Source organism: Deltaproteobacteria bacterium, assembly GCA_029860075.1.
Lineage (GTDB): Bacteria > Desulfobacterota > JADFVX01 > JADFVX01 > JADFVX01 > JAOUBX01.
The window spans coordinates 1-23,203 of record JAOUBX010000026.1; the positions used below are offsets into that span (position 1 = coordinate 1).

General features: G+C 44.1%; 23 protein-coding genes. 7 read left to right on the top strand and 16 right to left on the bottom strand.

The annotated features are described in order from the left end of the window. Positions 1-215 (top strand): hypothetical protein (locus OEV42_09530; protein MDH3974506.1); only part of this gene is annotated, 215 nt, incomplete at its 5' end. 36 nt (positions 216-251) lie between these two features. Here the strand turns inward: OEV42_09530 and OEV42_09535 are convergent. The 3 genes from OEV42_09535 to OEV42_09545 all read right to left on the bottom strand — a co-directional run bounded on the left by OEV42_09535 (position 252) and on the right by OEV42_09545 (position 1,986). After that, positions 252-593 carry a PilZ domain-containing protein gene (locus OEV42_09535; GenBank protein ID MDH3974507.1) on the bottom strand — a complete coding sequence of 114 codons (342 nt, stop codon included), beginning with the start codon at positions 591-593 and terminating at the stop codon, positions 252-254. Positions 594-724: 131 nt separating this feature from the next. Then, positions 725-1,270 carry a hypothetical protein gene (locus OEV42_09540; GenBank protein MDH3974508.1) on the bottom strand — a complete coding sequence of 182 codons (546 nt, stop codon included), beginning with the start codon at positions 1,268-1,270 and terminating at the stop codon, positions 725-727. Between the two features lie 149 nt (positions 1,271-1,419). Further along, on the bottom strand, positions 1,420-1,986 hold the full coding sequence (locus OEV42_09545) for a hypothetical protein (protein ID MDH3974509.1): 567 nt from the start codon (positions 1,984-1,986) through the stop codon (positions 1,420-1,422). Between the two features lie 230 nt (positions 1,987-2,216). Here OEV42_09545 and trpE point away from each other — a divergent pair, with 230 nt between their 5' ends. The 5 genes from trpE to OEV42_09570 all read left to right on the top strand — a co-directional run bounded on the left by trpE (position 2,217) and on the right by OEV42_09570 (position 8,872). Next, positions 2,217-3,698: an anthranilate synthase component I gene (gene trpE, locus OEV42_09550; protein ID MDH3974510.1), complete on the top strand. Its 1,482-nt coding sequence runs from the start codon at positions 2,217-2,219 to the stop codon at positions 3,696-3,698. A gap of 160 nt (positions 3,699-3,858) precedes the next feature. Continuing rightward, positions 3,859-5,730 carry a DUF2723 domain-containing protein gene (locus OEV42_09555; GenBank protein MDH3974511.1) on the top strand — a complete coding sequence of 624 codons (1,872 nt, stop codon included), beginning with the start codon at positions 3,859-3,861 and terminating at the stop codon, positions 5,728-5,730. A 914-nt stretch (positions 5,731-6,644) separates the two neighbouring features. Continuing rightward, entirely contained in the window at positions 6,645-8,153 is a 1,509-nt protein-coding gene (locus OEV42_09560; GenBank protein MDH3974512.1) for a Fic family protein, read from the top strand. Between the two features lie 50 nt (positions 8,154-8,203). Beyond that, positions 8,204-8,359, top strand: coding sequence for a helix-turn-helix domain-containing protein (locus OEV42_09565; protein ID MDH3974513.1), 156 nt, complete (start codon positions 8,204-8,206; stop codon positions 8,357-8,359). 216 nt (positions 8,360-8,575) lie between these two features. Further along, positions 8,576-8,872, top strand: a complete 297-nt coding sequence (locus tag OEV42_09570; GenBank protein MDH3974514.1) for a GIY-YIG nuclease family protein — start codon at positions 8,576-8,578, stop codon at positions 8,870-8,872. 499 nt (positions 8,873-9,371) lie between these two features. Here the strand turns inward: OEV42_09570 and OEV42_09575 are convergent, their stop codons facing one another. Next, the gene (locus OEV42_09575) at positions 9,372-10,253 is read right to left on the bottom strand and encodes an energy transducer TonB (protein ID MDH3974515.1); all 882 of its coding nucleotides are present in this window, start codon (positions 10,251-10,253) and stop codon (positions 9,372-9,374) included. A gap of 82 nt (positions 10,254-10,335) precedes the next feature. Here OEV42_09575 and OEV42_09580 point away from each other — a divergent pair, with 82 nt between their 5' ends. Then, on the top strand, positions 10,336-11,640 hold the full coding sequence (locus OEV42_09580; protein ID MDH3974516.1) for a radical SAM protein: 1,305 nt from the start codon (positions 10,336-10,338) through the stop codon (positions 11,638-11,640). A gap of 11 nt (positions 11,641-11,651) precedes the next feature. On the opposite strand, the gene OEV42_09585 is transcribed toward OEV42_09580, so the two are convergent. The 12 genes from OEV42_09585 to OEV42_09640 form a co-directional block, all read right to left on the bottom strand. Continuing rightward, a complete protein-coding gene (locus OEV42_09585) occupies positions 11,652-12,647 on the bottom strand; it encodes a P-loop NTPase (GenBank protein ID MDH3974517.1) in 996 nt (331 codons plus the stop codon). A gap of 122 nt (positions 12,648-12,769) precedes the next feature. Further along, entirely contained in the window at positions 12,770-13,261 is a 492-nt protein-coding gene (locus OEV42_09590) for a chemotaxis protein CheD (GenBank protein MDH3974518.1), read from the bottom strand. Positions 13,262-13,270: 9 nt separating this feature from the next. Beyond that, entirely contained in the window at positions 13,271-13,885 is a 615-nt protein-coding gene (locus OEV42_09595; protein ID MDH3974519.1) for a chemotaxis protein CheC, read from the bottom strand. Positions 13,886-13,897: 12 nt separating this feature from the next. Then, complete coding sequence (locus OEV42_09600) at positions 13,898-15,841, bottom strand: chemotaxis protein CheA (protein ID MDH3974520.1); 1,944 nt, start codon at positions 15,839-15,841, stop codon at positions 13,898-13,900. Positions 15,842-15,943: 102 nt separating this feature from the next. Then, on the bottom strand, positions 15,944-16,309 hold the full coding sequence (locus tag OEV42_09605) for a response regulator (GenBank protein MDH3974521.1): 366 nt from the start codon (positions 16,307-16,309) through the stop codon (positions 15,944-15,946). Beyond that, positions 16,299-16,796: a chemotaxis protein CheW gene (locus tag OEV42_09610; GenBank protein ID MDH3974522.1), complete on the bottom strand. Its 498-nt coding sequence runs from the start codon at positions 16,794-16,796 to the stop codon at positions 16,299-16,301. The genes OEV42_09605 and OEV42_09610 overlap by 11 nt, the downstream gene beginning before the upstream one ends. 6 nt (positions 16,797-16,802) lie before the next feature. Next, entirely contained in the window at positions 16,803-18,065 is a 1,263-nt protein-coding gene (locus tag OEV42_09615; protein MDH3974523.1) for a methyl-accepting chemotaxis protein, read from the bottom strand. A 21-nt stretch (positions 18,066-18,086) separates the two neighbouring features. Further along, positions 18,087-18,896, bottom strand: coding sequence for a protein-glutamate O-methyltransferase CheR (locus tag OEV42_09620; protein ID MDH3974524.1), 810 nt, complete (start codon positions 18,894-18,896; stop codon positions 18,087-18,089). A 171-nt stretch (positions 18,897-19,067) separates the two neighbouring features. Next, positions 19,068-20,081, bottom strand: a complete 1,014-nt coding sequence (gene thiL / locus OEV42_09625; GenBank protein ID MDH3974525.1) for a thiamine-phosphate kinase — start codon at positions 20,079-20,081, stop codon at positions 19,068-19,070. 18 nt (positions 20,082-20,099) lie between these two features. Continuing rightward, the gene (lon, locus tag OEV42_09630) at positions 20,100-22,448 is read right to left on the bottom strand and encodes an endopeptidase La (GenBank protein MDH3974526.1); all 2,349 of its coding nucleotides are present in this window, start codon (positions 22,446-22,448) and stop codon (positions 20,100-20,102) included. A gap of 63 nt (positions 22,449-22,511) precedes the next feature. Next, complete coding sequence (locus OEV42_09635) at positions 22,512-22,943, bottom strand: Hsp20/alpha crystallin family protein (GenBank protein ID MDH3974527.1); 432 nt, start codon at positions 22,941-22,943, stop codon at positions 22,512-22,514. Positions 22,944-23,055: 112 nt separating this feature from the next. Further along, positions 23,056-23,199, bottom strand: a complete 144-nt coding sequence (locus OEV42_09640) for a hypothetical protein (GenBank protein MDH3974528.1) — start codon at positions 23,197-23,199, stop codon at positions 23,056-23,058. Positions 23,200-23,203 lie beyond the last annotated feature (4 nt).

The following is a 23,203-nucleotide window of genomic DNA, read 5'->3' on the forward strand; positions in this document are numbered from 1 at the left end:
CGCCGGGGGAAAAAACAAACTTCCCCATAATGACTATTTCCATAGCCGTTGTTACAAACCAGCACAGAACACTGGTAAATCACATCCAGGTGGGGGAACTTGCCGCAGACCTCAAAGATTACGCCAAATCGTTACCGGGCAGTTCCTATGCCGTTGATAAACGAACAGACAACAGGCAGAAAATATTGAACAAAGCTCCGGGAAAAAACAAATAAGTCCAAATTCCCAAAGGGGAACCGAGCTCTGAGAATCTATTTCTCTTCTTCGAGCTTCTTTCGATAAACTTCCAGAAACTCTTCTTCATAAGTAAGCAGATTAATCCCCATACCGGAGAGCCCTTCCTTGTAAAAAGCAGGGGGGATCTTCCTGAAACGCATCACTTCACCCACCAGTTCGTGATCAACACCCTTTTCGTCTTTAATGGTCAAATAAAGAACGGTTCCTTCGGGATAGATGATATTGGTTTTTATAAACAATCCCTTTTCAGAAATGTCTATGATGTAAGCCCACTTCGCCGGAGGCCTTTCCAGGCCGAAAAGTATGGGTTTGTTAAATCCGATACGCTCGCTTGTCCTCTTCTCATCGATGGCCATTAACAATACTCCTTACCAATTAATAAGGGTTAATTTGTCCTTTATAGCTAATCTTTGTTTAAAGAAATCTCCACTAATTCAAAACCCGGATAAGAGGGCTGAAAAATAAGTCCTCTCAAAACAGGCAACCATCATCCTCTTCGGAAGAAAGACCTCATAAGAAGCAACAGATGTCCCGGTGTCGGAGAAATACGAAACTGAGTGCGCATAGCCTTGCGATACATTTTATTCGTTTCTGCCCGTTTTGAAAGTCCCTTAAGAATTTTCACGGCCTCTCTTTTTTCCTTCTTTTTGGCAAGCTGCCTTACCAGCTCAAGGGTCGTATCAAAATGCCAGGGTTTTATTTTAAAGGCAATACGAAGAAGCCTGACAGACTTGTCCCTGGTCGATTTTTTATGAAAGTGCTTACTTCCTTCCATAAGAATGGCAAGCGCATTTGACGTTTTATTTCGATCCAGCTCCAGCCTGGCGAGACGCTCCCACAAGCCGCTGTGATTCGGCATGGCACGGGCAGCCTGCCGGTACACTGCGATAGCCATGTCTACTTTTCCCTTTTTATAGTATCCTTCAGCAGATTTTTTAAAACTTGAAGCCGCATCCTTATAATTTTTCATAGATACGAGGATAGGGGCCATTTTAAGATGCAACTCAAATTCATTAGGTTCTTTTGCAAGCATTTCCCGGTAAATGGCAACGGCCTTCTTCGCATTTCGCTTGCCTCTTGCTTTGGCCGCTTTATCAAGAAGCTGCCGGCGTGTCAGTTCCTTCCCTTTAAAAAGTTTAATGGCGACCTCCTTTTAAAAAATACTGGAAAGGAAATTAAATTTCAATCCCTCGGCTTTGCAAGAATTTCAAGCACTTTTAATTCAAGGAAGCGTTTTGATGCCGCCGATTTGATTATACATACCGTATCAGCCCCCCTTACCGTACCGGCAAGGGCCGCAACTTCCTCCCCTTCGGGAATAAGACTACCGTCACAGGCCTCCATAACGATTTCACAGCAAACCTTGACCCCTTCGCCAAACCTCCTTAGTGACTGGGCAACGATCATAGTCGGATAAAGACCGTCAAATTTCTTTGAAAAAGCCGTTTCTATTGAATGAGTCAGTATGGTGCCCGTATATATTTTTGCGCCGCACCTTAATATTTCATCTCGATGTTCAGGCAAAAATTCAAAATGGTTTGGCTCCTTAAAACCTGCAGAATGGGTAACAACAACGACGTTGACATTTTTACCCTCAAGCTGCCTGGCCATAGCCGCACCGGTAGTTCCGACAGTCGTTGCGACAACAACATGCCTGCACCCCTCATTAACAAGCTGAGACGTAATTTCAATACAGCGCCCACTATTTTCCCTGCCGCTGCTTTCAAAGTATTCGACCTGCCTGATCATTCATCTCTCCCTGACATAGCACTGTAATCTTTATAGCATACTATTTTTTCAAATAAAACTAAACAATGCTATTATCCGTGGACGGAGATATTAAAGACCGGTATTGAAATACCTGAAAAAAGATTATTTTTTATACCCATTAAAAATCAGCAATGCCGCTAATTCTTTGACATTTTTTAACTCATAATTTAGTATACATCTTTACAACAAGTACTCAGGACATTCTTCCTATGCACACACCTTCAATGAGCGAATTTAAAGAACTGGCCAAAGAGGGGAACCTTATTCCCCTTTACAGGGAAATACTGGCCGACATGGATACACCTGTCTCTGCCTATAAAAAAATAGCGCGCGGCCCTTACTCCTTTCTATTTGAAAGCGTCGTAGGCGGTGAAAAATGGGCCAGGTACTCCTTTCTCGGCTGTGAGCCGTCGGTTATTTTCAAGAGCAAGGGTGGCAATGTAGAGATCATCGAAAATGGCGAAACGAAAATCATCCATTGTGATAAAGACCCCCTCTATCACCTGAAAGAGCTTATGAACAGATACAAGCCTGTCAAGCTCCCGGGCCTTCCAAGGTTTTTTGGAGGTGCCGTCGGTTATCTCGGTTACGACATGGTCAGATTTTTTGAAAAACTCCCTGAACTTACGGAAGATGATCTGGGCCTGCCTGATTCTCTTCTCATGATCACCGATACGATCCTCATCTTTGACAATGTAAATCAGAAGATTAAAGTCGTCTCAAACGCCCATACGGAGGGTGTTGATACAGAAGAGGCTTACCACAGGGCAGCGGAAAGAGTCGAAGATATGATCGACCGCCTCAGAAGCCCTATACCGATCAGGGAGAACCGGAAAAGGCTGTCAAAGCCAGAGGAACCAAACTCTAACTTTTCAAAACAAGCCTTCAAGAATATTGTGGAAAAGGCAAGAGACTACATCCGGGAAGGCGATATTTTCCAGGTCGTTCTCTCCCAGCGTTTTGAAGTGGATAATCATGAAGATCCCTTCGACGTATACCGGGCCATCAGGTCTTTAAATCCCTCTCCCTACCTGTTTTTATTAACTATGGATGAAGTTTCCCTTGTAGGATCATCACCGGAAGTACTGGTAAGAGTAGAAGAAGGAGACATTACGCTAAGGCCCATTGCCGGGACCCGCAAAAGAGGCGAAACGGAAGAAGAAGACAAGGCCCTTGAGGAAGATCTTCTTGCCGACCCCAAGGAAAGAGCCGAGCACATCATGCTTGTCGACCTTGGCCGTAATGACGTGGGAAGGGTATCACAGGTAGGCAGTGTTGAAGTGGATGAACTCATGGTTATCGAGCGCTATTCTCATGTCATGCATATTGTCTCCAACGTAAAAAGCAATATCAATGAAGGTCTCGATGCCTATGACGTGCTGAGGGCATGCTTCCCTGCGGGAACCGTATCAGGGGCACCCAAGGTAAGGGCCATGGAAATCATCGAGGAACTGGAGCCGACCAAAAGAGGCCCCTATGCGGGAGCCGTGGGCTATTTCTCTTTTACAGGCAATATGGATATCTGCATTACCATAAGAACTATTCTCATCAAGGGGGACAAAGCATATGTACAGGCCGGTGCCGGCATTGTCGCCTATTCGGACCCGGAAAGCGAATATGTAGAAACGGTAAACAAGGCCAAAGGAAGCATGAGGGCCCTTGAAATTGCAGCAGGCGGCCTAAATTCATAAGTGAAAGCTAAACCGCGTTAAAATCCCCTTAATACCCTCTAGGGGCATATTTCCCCCTTTACAAAAGGGGGAGATTAAAATCCCTCCCTTTTGTAAAGGGAGGTGAGGAGGGATTTTATTATTAAAAATTTATCTGATATAATTATGAGTAATAAATCTTTTGTCATACCAGATCTGGTATTTTACATTTAATGCAATGGATTCTCCTCCTTCAGCATTTTATAAAAAAAAGTTAATTCTCCCACTTACACTCTCAGCAATAACTCTCATACTTTATGCTTTCACCCTGTCACCAACAATAAATTTTGGCGATTCCCCCGAACTGATATCATCAGCCTATACACTCGGCATGTCCCATCCGCCGGGCTATCCCCTTTATTCTTTGCTGGGCAAGTTTTTTTCTCTCATTCCCTGGTCTGACTCCATTGCCCGGCGGATTAATTTAGCATCGGCCTTTTATTCGGCAGCATCCATATTTATACTTGCACTGCTCATTGAAATTTCCGGAATCAATTACGCCAGAGTGGGCATTATTTTTTTTGCAACCTTTCTGGCTCTCTCAACTACCTTATGGTCCCAATCGGTAGTGTCAGAAGTTTATACCCTCAACCTTCTTTTCTTTTCATTGCTGCTTTTTTTTACTTATCTCTGGTGGAAAAAGGGAGACAGGCCATACCTGCCGGCAGGCTTTTTTCTTTATGGCCTTGGTCTTGCCAATCATCACACACTGCTTCCCTTTATACCTCTATTGATCATCTTCCTTATTGCCGGAAAGCGAAATGAAATAAAAAATATTCCTCTTATCTTTTCATTGATCGCCTTATTCATACTCGGCTTAAGTGTTTATATTTATATGCCCCTAAGGTCAATGCAGTCCCCCGCTATGGACTGGGGCGATCCTGAAAACTTTAGGCAATTTTTCGATATAGTACTAAGAAGACACTTTCCAACGATTGAAACAAGCCTTACTTTACAACAGGCATTTAAGCAACTTACCTGGTATGGCAGTGCTATAGTCCGGGAATTTACCTTTACAGGAGCGATTCTGGCGCTGTGGGGCCTCACAAGGTCTTACAAATGGGGAAAGCCTCCCTTTTTATTTCTCTTCCTCCTTTTTATTATCCACGGAATTGCTACCCTGCTCGTTTTAAATCCCACATCTTCAGAATCCTACAAAAACGTAAGCGCCATGTTGATCCCTTCCTATGCCATCATGGCGCTCTGGATCGGTCTCGCTGTTTCGAACTTAACATCTATAATAGTCAATAGAAAAGGGGGCCACATTTCCCTTACCGTACTTTTTGCCGCAATTTCAGCTTCCCTGATTTATAACGCACCCTCTGTCTATCAAAAAAACGACGAAAGCAATAACTACTTTGCCCTCGATTATGCCTCCAACATATTTAACAGCATCGATGAAAAGGGTGTTATTTTCGTTGAGTCCGACACGGCCCTCTTTCCCCTCTGGTATCTCCAGTTTGTTGAAGGCGCAAGACCCGATGTGGCCGTCATCGACGTGGACTTTCTCATGCTTCCCTGGTTCAAAGGACAAATCAGGGAAAGGTACAAAAATATTGATATCAAAGTGGAAGACCTGGGCAAGCATTCATCAAGAAGCGGTAAAAAAGTCGCCTTTGCCGACATGCTCGATGCCTTTAAGGTAAACCAGGTGGATACTGTTATTGAAGACATCATCGCAATAAGACCTATCTATATATCCTATGAATTCGGTCCCGTCTACAGACAATTTAAAGAGATAAAAGGGATTTACGTTATCAATGAAGGCCTCATTTACAAAGTCAGCAAGACCTACGAAAAACCGGCTGTAAAAAAATGGGACACCTTCAATTTCCGAAGCCTGCTCCAATATAATCTGAAAGATGATCTCACGGTCAAAGTCCTGGCTTCAGCCTACATCAATCCGCTGAAAAGAAAGGGGCAGTTGCTTTATGACAGTGGTAAAAGGGATGAGGCAATGAAAATTCTTAAGCGAATAAAGGAGATTGAGGCTGGGGCGGCTGGTGTGAAGTGATAGCTCTTTCTCTTGAAATTATGGGTTGCACTTCACTCCGCCCATTCTGATCTACGAAAACCATATTTTATCTATCCCACTCCGAATGTCCCGCTATTGTCATTCCCGAGGATTTAATCGGGAATCTGGTTTTGGTTAAAAAGCATAATCCCCGGTGGTGAGATTTTTATTGTGATTTGATCGAGTCATGAAATTGAAACCATATCCCCGACAGGGGCATTCGGGGATGACAGGAAAGAAAGAAACCTATATGAATTTGTCATTCCCGAGGGTCTAATCGGGAATCTGGTTTTTAAGTATGGTGATTTGATTAAGTAATAAAACCAAAACCATATCCCCGATAGGAGCACTCGGGGATGACAGAGAAGAAAGGAGGGCAATAAAGGGTTCTAATTTTAGTGGTATAGGGTCTTTAACTTAAGCGTAACCCGGATGAAAATCCGGGGCATATAATTTCCCTGTAAGACGTTTTTATTGCCAGGCTCTACTGTACTTACGTTTCCAGTTCAACAAACAGATCATTCAGTGCTTCATTTAAAAGCTTCTGAATCGTTGCATCTTCTTCAAGTGCAATAGTTTTAAGCTGTCTCCCCTGGCTTAACAACATTATATTGAAGGATTAGCAAACTCTGACAAAAATAAAAATAAGGCCCTGCAGCAGTTGCAAAGGATGCAGCAACAAATAGTAAGGCAGCGGCAACGAGATTTAGGTACTGGTCGATAATTTGTAAATATGATTTGAAACAAGAATAGCCAATAAAATCCAAACTTCTACATCAAAAAGTCTTTTTCAACCAATTTCCAATCAAAAATAAATAAATTTACAAATAAAAAGTGTTTTGCTACACTTTCACTAGAATTAATCTATTATTCCTCAAATAAATGTTTATTAAAACTATGCGTTAGCAATAAATATGAAAATTAACCCGGACAAAGATCTTAGGCTCGTTGGTTATGGCGAATTAGTACGGCGCTATTCTCTTAAAGTCATACCTCATCATACTCAGTCATTCATCGCTGAAAAAGGAAGGCGTAAGACGGTTATAGAGGATTACCGGAGGAAGGAGATTTATACCAGGAGATATGACCCTGCAGACACTTTGATGGATCATTTAGTATTTGCTCTAAAGTATGAAGGGATCAACTTGGAGATACTCAAAGCTCTTTTCCCGGTTGTAGACTCCGGGGAACTTGAAGACTCTATCAAGCGAAATCCAGCAGGGAAGCATTCACGAAAAATCTGGTTTTTGTACGAATATCTTATGGACAAGGAACTGGATTTGGAAACTCCCGGTGTAACTAATTATGTTGATCTCCTTGATTCGGGCCAGTATTACACTGGAAAAGGTGCCCAATCCCGCCGTCAAAAAGTTACAGATAATCTCTTAGGCAATCAGCACTTCTGCCCTATGATTCGACGAACTGATGAACTGGAAGATTATATTGATCTTCAGCTAGACAAGAAAGGAATAGAAGTAATAGGTCAATATCCGCCGGAAATCATACAGCGGGCAGTTTCTTATTTATTTACCAGGGAAACAAAATCTTCCTTTGAGATTGAGCGAGCAGTTCCGGATCAGAAACGGGCAGCCCGATTTGTTGAATTGCTTATGCGAGCAGATGATCAGGAGTTCTTTGAAAAAAAATCATTGATAGAACTTCAGAAGGCAACTGTTGATGAACGTTTTGCTAATCATGATTTTCGTACTGATCAAAACTATGTGGGACAAACCGTAAGTTTTGGTAATGAGGTGATCCATTATATTTCACCCAGGCCTGAAGACCTTCAAGAACTCATGGAAGGCATGTTCCAGGCCTATAAGCGAATGGTGGATTCTCAAGTTCATCCTGTTTTGATTGCGACAGCAATTTCATTCGGATTTGTATTTATTCATCCTTTTGATGATGGTAATGGTCGTATTCATCGCTTTCTAATTCATAATATTTTGGCAAAAAGGTTGTTTACACCGAAAGGCTTTATTTTCCCGGTTTCAGCAACCATGCTCCACAAGATGAGGGAATATGATGAAGCTTTAGAGCTCTTTTCAAAGTCTCTTTTGCCACTGCTGGATTATGAACTGGATGCTGATGGCAGAATGGATGTTAAGAATGAAACGGCACTGCATTATAAATATATCGATATGACCGCAATAGCTGAAAGATTATTCGGATTTATCGAGGATACAATTGAACATGAGTTAGTCTCAGAATTGGACTTTATTATTGATTACGATAGGGCAAAATTGGCTATAAGAGAGATTGTGGATATGCCTGATCGGCTTATTGATCTCTTTATCCGCCTGTGCATTGACAACAAAGGTCAACTGTCAATTAACATGCGTAAGGCCAAGTTCGCAAGTCTGACAGACGACGAAGTTTTACAAATGGAAAAATGTGTTCGAACTTCCTTTAAGAAAATTTAAAAGGTAATGCGGCAGCTTTTCATTAAGAGTGGTTTGTCCCGGGAGTACAATTGGAAAGGGTCCTTTTTCACAATCCCTGTGTCGATCTTTCCGTAGAAAGTATAATAGAGACCGCCAGGGTCAGGGTTTTGGAATATTGCGGCAATAACAAGAGCCGTGCCGCCGAACTGCTTAAAAGGAGCAGGACTTTTTTCTACCGTAAATGAGTGGGTACATTACTACTACTTTTTTTGTCATTCCCGAGGGTTTAATCGGGAATCCGGTTTTAACGTTTGATGATTTGATAAAGCAATAAAATCAAAACCATATCCCCGATAGAAGCACTCGGGGATGACAGGAAAGAAAGAAGCCTTGCCTATCCTACTCCGAATGTCCCCCTTTTGTCATTCCCGAGGGTTTAATCGGGAATCTGGTTTTAAGATATGATGAATAAACAATACTATGTCTACATCATGGCAAGTAAGCGAGACGGAATGCTTTATATCGGTGTTACCTCCGATCTAACAGGAAGGGTTTATACTCACAAATCTGATTTGGCAGAGGGTTTTACAAATAAATACCACATCCATAACCTTGTTTATTTTGAGGTTGCCGAAGATGTAAATAGTGCCTTAGCACGGGAAAAACAGCTTAAGAAGTGGAATAGAGCATGGAAAATTGCTTTGATTGAAAAGAATAATCCCCAGTGGCGGGATTTGTATTGTGATTTGATCAAGTAATGGAATTGAAACCATATCCCCGATAGAAGCGCTCGGGGATGACAGAGAAGAAGAACACCTTGTCTGTCCATTCCAATCTACCTCTTTTGTTCTTACCGAATGCCCCCCTCATTGTCATTCCCGAAGGTCTAATCGGGAATCCGGTTTTGAAGTCTGCCGGGTTGACCAAGTAACAAAATTAGAACCATATCCCCGATAGAATAATTCGGGGATGACAGAAAAAGCAGAACACCTTATCTGTCCATTCCAATCTACCTCTTTTGTTCTTACCGAATGCCCCCCTCATTGTCATTCCCGAGGGTCTAATCGGGAATCCGGTTTTAAAATCTGCCGGGTTGACCAAGTAACAAAATTAGAACCATATCCCCGATAGAATAATTCGGGGATGACAGGGAAGAAAGAAGCCTTGCCTGTCCTACTCCGAATGCCCCCCCCATTGTCATTCCCGAGGGTCTAATCGGGAATCCGGTTTCGCATTCCTCTACCCAATTTACAATTGCTACCTGAAATAATACCCATTCAACTCATACTCAAAGTTGGCAACAACATCAAGAACCTCACCCAGGTTATCAGGCAAGGGGAAAAAAGGAACGGCATCCCTGATGGCATCTATGGCGGCGCCGTCGAGAATTGAACTGCCCGAGGACCGAAGAAGATTTACACCTTTCAAAGTTCCATCCTCATTAATGGAAAATTTAAGTGTCAGTATCCCCTTTAAACCTTCTCTTCTCGCCGATTCAGGGTACTTCCAGACCATCTGGATCTGCCGCTTGATTTTGGAAAAGTAGGAGATATATTTAAATTCTGTCGTGTTGAGTGAGACGGCATTGCCAATTTCCACTTCTCTCGGTGTATCAAGGTCAGGCCTTTGCATGGAAAGCCGTTCATATGAGGGCATGAGGGCACTGAAAGAAGGCAGTTTTTTTTCGGCTTTTTCAAGGGGACTCTTACTCAACCCATCCTGTATAACAGGAGCTTGCTCCTTTACATCAAGCCCAGGAGCATCGGTAAAGGGTTCTTTACTACTTTCCAACTCTAAATTGCCTTCTGATGGTTCAGCCTGCACACTCTCAGGCCTGGACGACACAGAACGCTGCTCTTTTGAAAACACCTCGGGAGGTAACGGTGATGGTGGCGGGGCTGTCTCCTTCTCTACCCGGTTCGCTTCCCGTCCAAATCGCTTGTTTTCCTCAGAGCGTGACTGTTCTTTCTTCTCCACCGTCCCATCAAAGATTTCCACAAAAAAATCCTTTGATTCAGGTACCACCGGTTTTATATCAATAGAAGAGATGACAGCGATGAAGAAGAGAAGTACAAGGTGGACAACAAGGGAGACAGCAAGGCCTACACCGAGCCTGTTTCTGTCAAAAGTCATTTCCATAGGAATATTATAAAAGGTCTTTCCGGTTATCGTCAAGTCAGGCCTTATTTACCATTTACTCTCCCTATGCTAATATAGCGCTATGTTAAAGAATGTCAGCAGAAAACAACTCAACGCCCTCCCCTCCCTCGTTGTGAGCGACGAAGCAGGAAACCTTTTCGACCTGCCCGAATATGCCATGCTTGCTCGAAGCGGTAATGAATTTGTCATCCCTGAAAGAGAAGCGATAATACCGCTCCCCTATGGCAGCGACCTGCATGTTCTGCCTGACAGGTATGCACTGGGGATTGATCGCAGGAGCGGCAAAATAAAGACCCTTAAAAGTTACAGGGGGATGAAAGTGTTCGCCGCTTCGGCCTTTCTTGCGCCCGCCTATACAGCGCTCTATCTTTCAGCCTGCAAGAAAAAGGAAGGAGCCCGGGCACTCCCCCTTTTTGCCTATGCAGCCGTTGGTTTTGACGGCAAAGACTTTGTCGCAGCAGCTCTCAGGGTGGATAACGACAAAAGACAGGACTGTGAAAACTTTGATCAGGCAGAAATTATAAGACGAGGGAAAAAGCTTCTTAAAAAATACAAAGGAAACCGGCTCACCACCCACCTCATAGAGAACTGTGCCTTTGACTACCTCTGCCCCGCCGCCAGAAACTGGGTTATGGGACGATGGGAAGCGCCTGTTCCCGTATCGGTAGGATGCAACTCCGAGTGCCGGGGCTGCATTTCCAAACAACCCGAAGAATCAGATATTCCTTCTACACAGGACAGGCTCAACTTCACACCTACCGTTGATGAAATCGTTCAATACTGCGTCCCTCATCTCGAATCAGCGCCACGGGCCGTTGTCAGTTTCGGTCAGGGCTGTGAGGGGGAACCCCTGACCCAGGCCAGACTCATTGAAGAAGCCGTCAGGGAAATGAGAAAGAAAACACAAAAGGGAACCATCAACCTGAACAGTAACGCATCCATGCCTGAAGCCGTCGAAAAAATCTGCAATGCCGGACTGGACAGTATCAGAATATCATTAAACAGCGCTCAGGAGCGCTACTACGAGCGTTACTTCAAACCGAAGGGTTACGGCCTTTCTCATGTGAAAGAATCGATGAAAGTAGCCAAAGCGTTAAACAAATGGGTCTCCCTCAACTACTTCATCTATCCCGGCTTTACCGACAGGGCAGATGAAATGGCGGAAATGACTGCTCTTTTAAAAGAAATTCCCGTCAACATGATACAGATGAGAAATCTCAACATGGATCCCCATATGTACTGGGAAGAAATGGAAATGGGGGAAGTCAAGGCAGAAACAATCGGAATCAGAAAGTGGATGGAGAAGATAAAAGAAGTAAGACGGTCAATAAAGTTCGGCTATTTCAATCCACCCTTAATGAAATAAAAGTGAATAACTCAGGCCAGACTGATATCGTAGGATTCTATAAATTTGGAATCATATGCCTTTTGCGTTGCCGCCATAAGCTTCTCTATACTGCCTTCAATAGGACCGTCCCAGTATTTAATAATCCGACCGGCAATACTCTCTATCCCTTCGGCAGCAATAGAATCATCATAATAGGTGAGAAGCGGTACTTTCTCCTTAACAGATTTCTTGACATGACTGTCGTCAAAAACAAACCCGATATATTCCGTCTCCAGGGAAAGCCTCTCCTTAATCGTTGAATGGAGATTATCGAGAACCTTGAGTTCCTCCGGGTTTTCACCCATATTAAATACAAACCGGGGACGGCAATCATGGCAAAAGGCCATCATCTCCCCGGCTACCTGACGGTCAACCTTATCCATCTCCTCGATAACCAGTTCAGAGGTAAGCGGCTTTGAAGTTGTCGATTTTTTACATAACTCATCAATAAGCGCTGTAGCAGCCCTGTTGGGCCGCGCAATATGCCTCATCTTCCTCAGGATAAAATTCTTCAAAAACATGAGCACATTCATAATTGCCGAATACTCAAAAGTGGAAATGATGATTCCTGAATCGGCCATGCCGAAAAAATCAAGTGTATTAAAAGAACTTCCGGCCCCGAGATCGACGAGGATATATTCTGCGGGAATCTTTTTTATTTCTCTTATTATGCGCAGTTTCTGGGCATAGGGGATGTTTGCCATAAAAGGAGATTTGCCGTCACCGGGAAGAAAGGAAAAGTTCTCGATCCCCGTATCTACAAGATAACCATCGAAACTGACTTTTTTGACCTTGAGAAAATCACCGATACCGGGATTAACATTGGGAAGCCCCAGGTAAGTATGCAGATTGGAGCTGCCCAGATCAAGGTCTACGGCAACCGTTGAATGGCCCGCCTTTGCAAGGGCAATAGAGAGGTTGGCCACAAAGAGACTTTTACCAACGCCACCCTTTCCACCGGCAATGGGGATGATAGTTTTTTCCATAGTTAAGACCCTTTACTCAAAAACTTAAGGGCGCTCCCCAAATATACAGACGCTGCGCTGCGGTATTGAAGAGGTTCCTTAAATATATCTGGAAAAACAAAAGGAATCAAGAAATGAAAAATTTAGATTTCCAAAATGCCGTGCTGGATAGATTTAATACTCATTTTGCCGGAATCAGTGCTAAACTCGATACTTCTTCCGTAAGAACCTCCCGTATCAGAACCGATAAGCCTGATCTCATGTGTCTGCAATATTTCGAGAATGGCTTCAACATTCCTGTCTCCCACACCTTTATTTTCTTTTTTCAGCGCCGGAAACATGGAGGCCCCACCGGCCATTTTTGCTTCAAGGCTTATTGATGAACAGCCATTATGGCCAAGTTTTTCCAGCATGAGATTGATAGCCGTATCTGCATACCTGGGATAAAATTTCTCCTCCACCGCTTTTGTACTGTTTGGGAGCATAATATGGGCAAGACAGCCCATTTTTTTTTCTTTATCATAAAGAGAAAGGCCGACACATGAACCGAGTCCGTTCGTTACCAGGATGTCAGGAGCTGCCCCGATTTTATAATCAGCAATTTTTACCTTGATGATATTACAATCGACTGCCACAAAATGCCTCTACCTTTCCTGACCCGCAGCTTTAAGAATAACATTGAGAGAACCGGGGTCAGGAATGAGAAAAAAGTTACCCTTTACCTCATCGCCTCTCAGGAAAAATTCAGTTTCAACGACAAGGGCCTTATCTTCTGCGCTGCAAAGCTCAATGAGCGAGTAATCAACAATGGCGCCTGCCATATCATATGAAACACTCGGCGTTGAACAGATGAGATTTATATTGAGCATGGTGCCTAAAGCGCTGAGGTAGGCTGACGCAAGAATGTTACCCACTTCCTTCAGCGCCGAAAGCGACATTTCTGAAAAAACTTCACCTTCTTCAAGTTCTTTCTGTAAAAGAAGAGAGACCATCCGTTCAGCGCTTTCCCTCGGGTAAATAAGAAGCATATTACCGCTGGCATCCCCCAGCATTTTAAGAAACATTCCCACAACAGGCGTATCGTCCCCACCGAGTTGATCGGGAACATCCGCAATATCGAGTAATTCAACTTTTGGAACCCTTATTTCAACACTCGTTGCAAGAAGCTGGGAAAGGGCCGTTGCCGCATGGCCAACACCGATATTACTGATTTCAGTCAGTGCATCGAGCTGGGCATTTTGAAGTCTGGAAAATACCATCGTCATCAACCTTTAAAGTAAGTTAGGCATATCAAGGACAAAGATAACCGACCCGTCACCAAGAATAGTAGCTCCGGAAAAACCCTTTACCCATGACAAAGGGGGCTCAAGCGGTTTAACAAAGGATTCCTGTTGCTCTACAAAACTGTCCACAACAAGACCTATTTTCTTATTCTTCATTTCGACGACAACAATCGATATCTGCTGACCAAGCACATCCTTCCCTTTCATCTTTAAAATTCTCTTTAAACTAAGAAGAGGAATAAGCTCATTATCGATAAGAACGGCAAGCTGTTTCTGACTCCGCTTGAGGCCGCTTTTTTCTACTTCGGCTGTTCTGATTATCTTGTTAATGGGTATAGCCAGAACTTCTTCATTTACCTTAACGAGAAGAACATGAACAATTGCAACGGTGAGCGGCAGTTTAAGCGTAATAATGGTTCCCTTATTCGGTGTAGAATCAATATGAAGACTGCCGCCGATTGAGTCGACAACAGACTTTACAGCGTCCATGCCAACACCACGGCCGGAAACGTCAGTCACCTTTTCAGCCGTACTCAAACCGGAATGGCAAACAAGCATGAGGGCTTCTTTGTCACTGATAAGATTAAGTTTCTCTTTTTTAAGAATCCCCCTGGCAATGGCTTTTCTTTTGATCTTATCAACATCCATCCCCCGACCGTCATCCTGGATATTGATGTAGACCTGGTCCTTTTCTCTCATTGCCCTGATCTTTATTATTCCCACAGGATTTTTGCCTGCCGCCTTTCTGTCTTCCATAGACTCGACACCGTGATCAACGCAATTTCTCAGGATATGCACAAGGGGGTCCCCCATTTCATCAACAATTGCCCTGTCAAGCTCGATATCCTTTCCTTCAATAGCAAGCTCTACCTCTTTGTCACTCTTTCTCGCCAGGTCCCTCACAACACGGGGCAGGCGCTCCATAAGATTTTCAATAGGCGTCATACGGACAGACATAACCTGTCCATGAAGGTCTCTGATGAGCTTGCTCATCTCAAGCATGCCTTCATGAAGGGGTTCTGAAGGTATTTCCTTTCCCATCTCAAAGAGGCGGGAACGGGCGATAATCATTTCACCAACAATATTAATCAGGTTATCGAGAAGGTCGGTAGTAACCCTTACCGTTCTCACCTGCTGCTTTTTTGGGGGTGCGCCGGGTTTTGAAAAGCCTGGCGGCTCCTGCGCGGGACGCTTTGACGATTCTTCAGCAGAGGCAGTGACGGTATCAACTTTATAGACACTGAAGCTGGCCAGATCAACCATTTTTTTCAGCATTTCATTGACTTGAGCAGCGCCCTTTTCGGTAGAAATCCGGAATGAAATTTCGTTACCGAAATCCCCCTGCTTTACAGTCTCAATATCGGGCGCTACAGAAACAACTTCCGCTATGTTGGTCAGGTTTTTATAAACAAGAAATCCCCTCATTCCGGGAATCTGGGATGAGGAGTCGATCTTTATATCAACAGTTAACAGGGCGCCTTCTGTCGCCTTTGGTTCTAAAGGCGTTTCAGCGGTTTCTTCCCTGGGAGCTTCTGCCTCCCTGCCGCTTCCCTTGACCTTTTGTATGTCCTGCATTTTTGAGATAAGCGCCGAGCAGTCTATGCCGGCAGGTTCGTCATTTTCGATTCCCTTCAACATAAGTTCAAGGCTATCGAGCCCCTCAAAAAGGAGATCAACGGCAGAAGAATCAAGCTTAAGGGTCCCCTTCCTGAAGAGGTCCATCATGTCTTCCATTTTATGGCTTAGTTCGGAGATATCACTATACCCCATGGAAGCAGCCATCCCCTTTACGGAATGGGCCTCCCTGAAGAGGGCCTCAATATCTTCCTGTTTGTCAGGAGTTTTTTCAAGCGATATGATGAGTTTGTTCATACTCTGGAGATGTTCTTTTGTTTCGGAAATGAACATCCCTTTATATTTGGACATATCCATAAGGCTGGTCCTGGCTTAAGATAGTTAATTAATAAAATTAACCGGAATGAATCTTCTAAAAATTAATCGTTGAAACGGCGCCATGAAACGTCTGTCCACGTCTCAATCAGTAACAATTCTCTTTACTATTTCTATGACCTTGTCAGCCTTGAATGGTTTTACAATAAAATCCTTGGCGCCGGCTTCAATCGCCTCCATGATGAGAGAATCCTGGCCAAGAGCGCTGCACATGACAATTTTTGCATCATTGAATTCGGTAACAATCTCTTTTACCGCTTCAATACCGCTTTTGAGGGGCATAACGATATCCATGGTAACGACATCAGGTTGAAGCTCCTTGTATTTCTCTATTGCTTCCACACCATTTGCCGCCTCCCCAATGACTTCAAATTCATCACCTGTAAAGATATCCTTAATCATGTTTCGCATGAATACGGCATCATCTACAATCAGTATCTTAATGCTCAATGTAAACCTCCTTAAAATAGTCTTCCAGGTCGGCCAGCAGTTTATCTACATCGATAATATTTACCGGTGTATCGCCTATACAAACCACCTTATCTACATATATATTTTTAAAATCTTTTCCTTCCATGGGGTTAACCTCTTCATCTTCATCATTAATCCAGGTAATCTCTTTTACGCTATCAACGAGAAAGCCTATATGGTAAGTTTTCGGCACAAGCACAATAATTCTTTTCAGAGCCAAGTTTTTTTTGCCGGAAGTTAAGTTAAAAAAAGCTGCAAGGTCATGGATGGCAATAACTCTTCCGTGAAAATTGATCACGCCCTTAATAAATTTAGGCGACCGGGGAACCATATTCATGGGAAGCAGTTCCGTAATTTCGTTAACAGTGGCTATATTAAAAGCAAATAACTCATCTCCCAATTTGAAAAGGATGTACTGTTCACCGGAAGAAGAAAGAGCCGTGCTTTTTTCAGCGACCTCCACCATAAAACCTTAAACCTCGAACCTGTCCGTAGCCTTGCGCATCTCATCGGCAAGATTTGAAAGCTCCTGGGCGGCAGAAGCCATTTCCTGCATGGAAGCCATCTGTTCCTCCGTTGCAGCAGAAGCCTCTTCCGTAGCCGCTGCATTATCCTCTGCCACCTTGGCAATTTCATCAATAGCCGTAACCATGCCTCTGGCGCCGGTCATCTGCTCACGAGTGAGAAGGTAAATATTGTTTGAACTTTCCGTGGAAATCTGGACCATCTTCACAATTTCCTGAAGTTTTTGCTCCGTAAATTCAATACCCTCCTTACCTTCATTCATCACGCCCGTACTCTCCCTTAGAGAGCCGACAGCGGCAGCGCTTTCCTTTTCAATACCTTTAATGAGTGTCGTAATCTGCTCGGCAGACCGGGTTGAACTTTCCGCCAGCTTTCTTATCTCTTCGGCAACAACGGCAAACCCCCTTCCGTATTCACCGGCACGGGCCGCTTCGATGGTTGCGTTAAGGGCCAGCAGGTTCGTCTGCTGGGCAATCTTGGTAATTACCTCTACAATTTTCCCGATTTCATGCGTTTTTTCTCCGAAGCGGAAAACAACTTCACAGGATTTATCCACCTCCTCAAAAACCCCCTTGAGTTTTTCAATAACCTCCATGGCCTGCTGGCTTCCATCCTCGGCAGTTTTGGATGTTTTCGCCGAGTTGTCAGCGGCAACCTTTGAACTGCTTTCCACCTTTTCAATAAAGGCCGCCATTTCCTTGATAAGTTTGGAAGATTTTTCAACCATATCGGTCTGAAGTTCGGCCCCCTTCGTGATCTGTTCTATAGTGGAAGAGATCTCTTCCGTCGAGGCATTCATCTCCTCTGCCGTTGCGGAAAGGCTCTGGGCCGCGTCGGAAACACTGCCGGAATGGCTCTTCATGCTCGTCACGAGCTCCCTTAAACTTCTCAGCATTTGCTGTATGGAAGCTTCCAGGTCAACTGTTTCATCAGGAAAGGTTGCCTTTGACATAAGAATTGTTCTTTCTTTAAGATTACCATTACTGATCTCTTCCGCCGCTTCAGACATATCCCCGAATATTTTCCCAAGTTTCGATGAGAAGGCCGTCCCAATTAAGAGGCCTATTACAACGGCACAAAGGACAGTAAAGAGTTCTTCCCACCAATATTTATCTATTCCAAGATAGGGGGTAATATAGGGAACCGCGACAACTGCACCAATGACGATTATAAATCCAAATATAAACTTATAGCCTATTTCAATCCTCATTCTAAAGCCTCCTAAACTAAATTATAAACCTGTACAGTTTGATTTTTTATATATTCTCTCCCGGGTACAGACCGTATCAAATATCTTCCTGCTTTCCGACACGAGCGTTTCAGCCTTTCCCAGAACAAGATAGCCTCCCACCTTGAGAGCTTTAGCCAGCTTAAGTAAAACTTCGTTCTGCTGTTCCCTCGAAAAATAGATGAGCATATTCCGGCAAACGACCAGATCCATATCACCATACATGTTTTCTTCAAGAATATTTTTTCGCTTAAAGGCAACCATGTCCCTGATCTTTTTATCAACTAAAAAAAGCCCGCTCTCAAGAGGACTGAAGTACTTTTCCTTAAGTTGGGGCGGCATTTCTTCCATACTTTTTTCATGATAGATACCGTCCCTTCCCTTTTTGATCATTTTCCTGTCGAAATCGGTTGCCATAATCGACAGAGGATATTGCCCCAGTTCTCTCCTAAAATACTCCCTCAACATAATGGCAACGCTATAGGGTTCTTCTCCGCTGGAACACCCCGGAGACCATACCCTGATTCCCTCATCCTTATCTGCTTCCCTTTCCCTGAAAATAGAAGGGAACACAATCTCTCTTACCTTTTCATAGACTTCAATGTTTCTGAAAAACTGGGTAACATTAATCGTTAGAACGTTGAGCAGCTTATCCGTTTCTCTTTCATCACTTTTTAGCAGTTTCAGGTATTCTTCATGGCTGCTGCAACCTCTTGCCCTGATTCTCACGGCAATACGCCTTTTAATGCATTTATCTTTATAATTGCCTATATCAAGGCCTCCCCTTTCGAGAACAATATCCCTGACCCCCATAAAAGTCTCCTTTGAGATACCTGTAATATTTCCCGGCTTATTATCTTCAGGTGTACAGTTCAGAAAAATCCTTTAACTCCTTTCAAGCTATCGCTGGAGGAACCTTTCTCTCCTAAAATCCCTTAACAAATAAGGGAGTTACCACATTTAGAACTAACAAGTCAATAAAACTTATTGTCCGGCCTTAAAATGCTCATAACCGTACTGTGTCAGCTCGATTTCATTATTGTGGCTATCGTAAAGAGCAACACCCTCGCCCCGCACAATTTCGCCGATATGGGTCACCCTGCAAAAAAACTCCTTTTCCAGCAAATCGAGTTCCTCCACCTTTTCCAGCGGAACGGTAAAAAGGAGTTCGTAATCCTCACCGCCGACAAGGGGAAAAGGGGTATCGAGATCTAATCCCTGCGCCGTCTCCCTGTAACTATCAGACAAAGGAATTCTGTCGAGCCACACCTTTCCCCGGACACCGCTGCTCCGGCAGATATGATTCAGGTCCTGCAAGAGACCATCGCTGATGTCAATCATGGAAGTAGCAATTTTTCCTGACGCAATAAATTCGGATTCCAGAATTCGCGGGGTGGGGGAAAGATGCTTCATGATGACCTCAACATGGCTTTTATTCTCACTATCACGGGATGTTCCTCCCTTAAGAAGTTCAAGTCCGGCAGCCGAATCTCCAATCGTACCGGTAACAAATATCTGGTCTCCATCGGCAGCGCCATCTCTTCTGATGGGCTCTGTCCCATCTTCTTCGCCCATAAGGGTAATGCTGATAATAATTTTATCAGGAGAAGCGACCGTATCACCGCCGATAAGCTTAAGGCCATATTTATTTGCAATATGGGCGGCGCCGGTGCAAAATTCTTCTACAAAACTTACATCCATATGGCCCGGCAGGGCAAGAGAGAGGAGAAACCATCGGGGTTTGCCTCCCATGGCCGCAATGTCACTTATGTTAAGGGCAAGCGATTTGCCTCCCAGATAGTAGGGTGACGTAAAATCAAGATTGAAATGAATCCCCTCAACGAGCATGTCCGAAGTGACCAGTGACAGCTTTTTGCTTCCCTTGCCGTAGACAGCGCAATCGTCACCAATACCGATTAACAGATCTTGATCGCGGCCGTTAAAGTGAGCCGCAATTTTTTCAATCAGGTTAAATTCTCCAAGATCTTTAACTTCCATTGAGCGCCAGCCAAAAAATTAAGTCATTACCGCCTGTTTTACTTCGGCCTTACCGACACCTTTAAAAGGACTTTGGATCAGTGCATACTTAAAAACATCATCAATATGGCTTATAGGAATAAAATGCATTTTTTTCCGCAAATGAACGGGTATCTCTTCCAGGTCCTTTTTGTTTTGATCAGGGATAATAATATCCTTAATGCCGGCTCTCATAGCTGCCAGGGCCTTATCTTTCAGACCACCAATAGGCAGCACTCTTCCTCTGAGCGTAATTTCACCGGTCATGGCCACGTCTCTTTTCAGGGGGATTCCCGTAGCGGCGGAAACAAGCGATGAGGCCATGGTAATGCCTGCCGAAGGGCCATCTTTAGGAATGGCGCCTGACGGGACATGAATATGAATCTCACTACTTTCAAAAAAACTATCCCTTATTCCAAGTCTTTCCGAATTTGCTCTTGTGTAGCTGAGCGCCGCCTGGCCCGACTCCTTCATCACATCACCCAGTTGACCTGTCAGTGTGAGCCCCCCCTTCCCTTTCATAACCGACGTTTCAACGTAAAGGATCTCTCCACCGGTCTGGGTCCAGGCAAGACCCGTTGCCACACCGATCTCGTTTTCTTCTCTTTCAGCCTCCGGCAGAAACCTGGGAGGACCGAGAAAGGACGACAGGTTGCCTGCCGTAACGACACTCTTCTTTTTGCGTCCTTCCGCTATCTTTCTGGCCACTTTGCGGCATACGGAACCAATCTCCCTTTCAAGGTTCCTAAGTCCCGCTTCCCTTGTGTACTGAGAAATAATACTCCTGAGCGCAGCATCGGAAATGGATATATTTTCCACATTCAAACCGTTTTGTTCAATCTGCCTCGGGATGAGATAACGCTTCGATATCTGCATCTTCTCTTCCAGGGTATAGCCCGAAAGCTCAAGCACTTCCATCCTGTCCCTCAGTGCAGAGGGGATGGGATCGAGCATATTGGCTGTTGTAATAAACATTACATCGGAAAGATCGAAGGGTACGCCGAGATAGTGATCGGCGAAAGAGTTGTTTTGCTCAGGATCGAGGACTTCAAGAAGCGCCGAGGCGGGGTCCCCTCTGAAATCCATACCTATTTTATCTACTTCATCAAGCATTATTACAGGATTATTTGATCCTGCCTGCTTAAGGCTTTGCACTATTCTTCCGGGCATGGCCCCCACATAGGTTCTTCTGTGCCCCCTTATTTCGGCCTCATCTCTCATGCCGCCAAGGGACATGCGAATAAATTTCCTCCCCATGGCCCTGGCAATAGATTTGCCGAGGGAGGTCTTGCCTGTCCCCGGTGGTCCCACAAAACAGAGAATAGGCCCTTTCTTTTTATCGGTAAGTTTTCTCACACTAAGAAATTCAAGGATTCTCTCTTTGAGCTTTTCCAGGTCATAGTGGTCTTCATCAAGTACATTTCTGGCGGCAATGACATCGAGGTTGTCATCGGTAGAGATGCTCCAGGGGAGATCAACAAGCCATTCTATATAGGTTCTTATAACACCCGATTCGGCTGAGTCGGGGTGCATCTTCTCAAGCCGCTCAAGCTGTTTGACAGCCTCCTTTTCAACCTCATCAGGCATAGCGGCTGTATCTATCTGCTCTCTCAGTTCATCAATTTCAGCGCTCAGATCGTCTGTTTCACCCAGTTCCTGCCTGATGGCCTTAAGCTGTTCTCTCAGGAAATATTCGCGCTGACTTTTTGTCATCTCTTCTTTCGCCATGGACTGGATCTTGGCCTGCATGGTGATAACTTCCAGTTCCTTGCCAAGCATTTCATTAACCTTTTTAAGCCGCTTAACGGGATCGGCTATTTCCAGGGCCTTTTGCGAATCTTCCACTTTCATGCCCAGGTTGGAAGCAACAAGATCTGCCAGCCTTCCCGGATCATTGATCTCATCAATGACCTGAAGGAGTTCAGGGGCAACAAGGGTTCCCATATTTACAATTTCAGAGAGCTGCTCCTTGACGTTTCTCATGAGCGCTTCTATTTCAAGTGAAAGGTCTGTAAGCTGCGGCTCATCCAGTTTATCCACACTCACCTTAAAGGAAGGGGAGGTCTTTACATATTTTTTTATTTTCCCCCGCGAAAGCCCCTGTACAAGGATCTTGACCCTGCCGTCGGGAAGTTTGAGCATCCTCATAATCATGGAAATCGTTCCCGAACGATAGATATCCTTCGTTTTGGGCTCTTCGTCTTCCACACTTTTTTGAGAGGCAAGGAAAATTATCCTGTCTTTTGCCAGGGCCTCATCGACAGCCTTGATTGACGCCTCTCTGCCGACAAAGAGGGGCAGGATCATGTAGGGGAACACGACCACATCTCTCACGGGCAGCATAGGCATGGTGCCGGGTATTTTTAATTCTTCCTGTTTTGCATCTTCTTCAGGCAAAACGAACCTCCCTTATTATTCTATTTCAATTGTTTTAACCGCTTCCCTGCGTTCCAGCCGCTTGGGCATAGTAATGGTAAGCACACCATTTTCATGTTTTGTTTTTACATTCGTTATATCCGTCATTGTAGGTAGAACAATGGTCCTTCTGAAGGGGCCAAAACGCCTTTCCATGCAAACATACTTTACTCTTTCCGACCCTTCCTGATCAATCTTGTTACCCTCCAGGACAAGCGTATTGCCAAGCATTTCAAGTTTTATATCTTCCTTGCACAATCCGGGAATTTCTATCTCTATTTTCAGAATATCATTTTTCTCCGTAATGTCTACAACAGGGAAATGAACCCTGTCAAAGAATCCCTCTTCAGTCAGAACATCTCGAAAAATTTTATCTATCTCGTCCCGTAAATTGTAAATACTGTCTTCAGGCTCTTTCGGCTCACCCATGGCATATCCTGCTTACTTTAGAAAACAATGATTAATATAGAGTCTTTCTTTCATCTCATCAAAGCATATTAACATTAAAAAAACAATAAAATGGCCTTTCCAAACTTTTCTGCTATCCCCGGATATCAATTGAAGAGATATCAATCAGCGCGTCAAAAACAGCTTTTTTAGCCGCATTTAATATTTCTTTATTTATAAGCAAATATATCGCAATAAATACCATTTGTAAACAAATGCTTAATATACTGCTTTTCACTTGC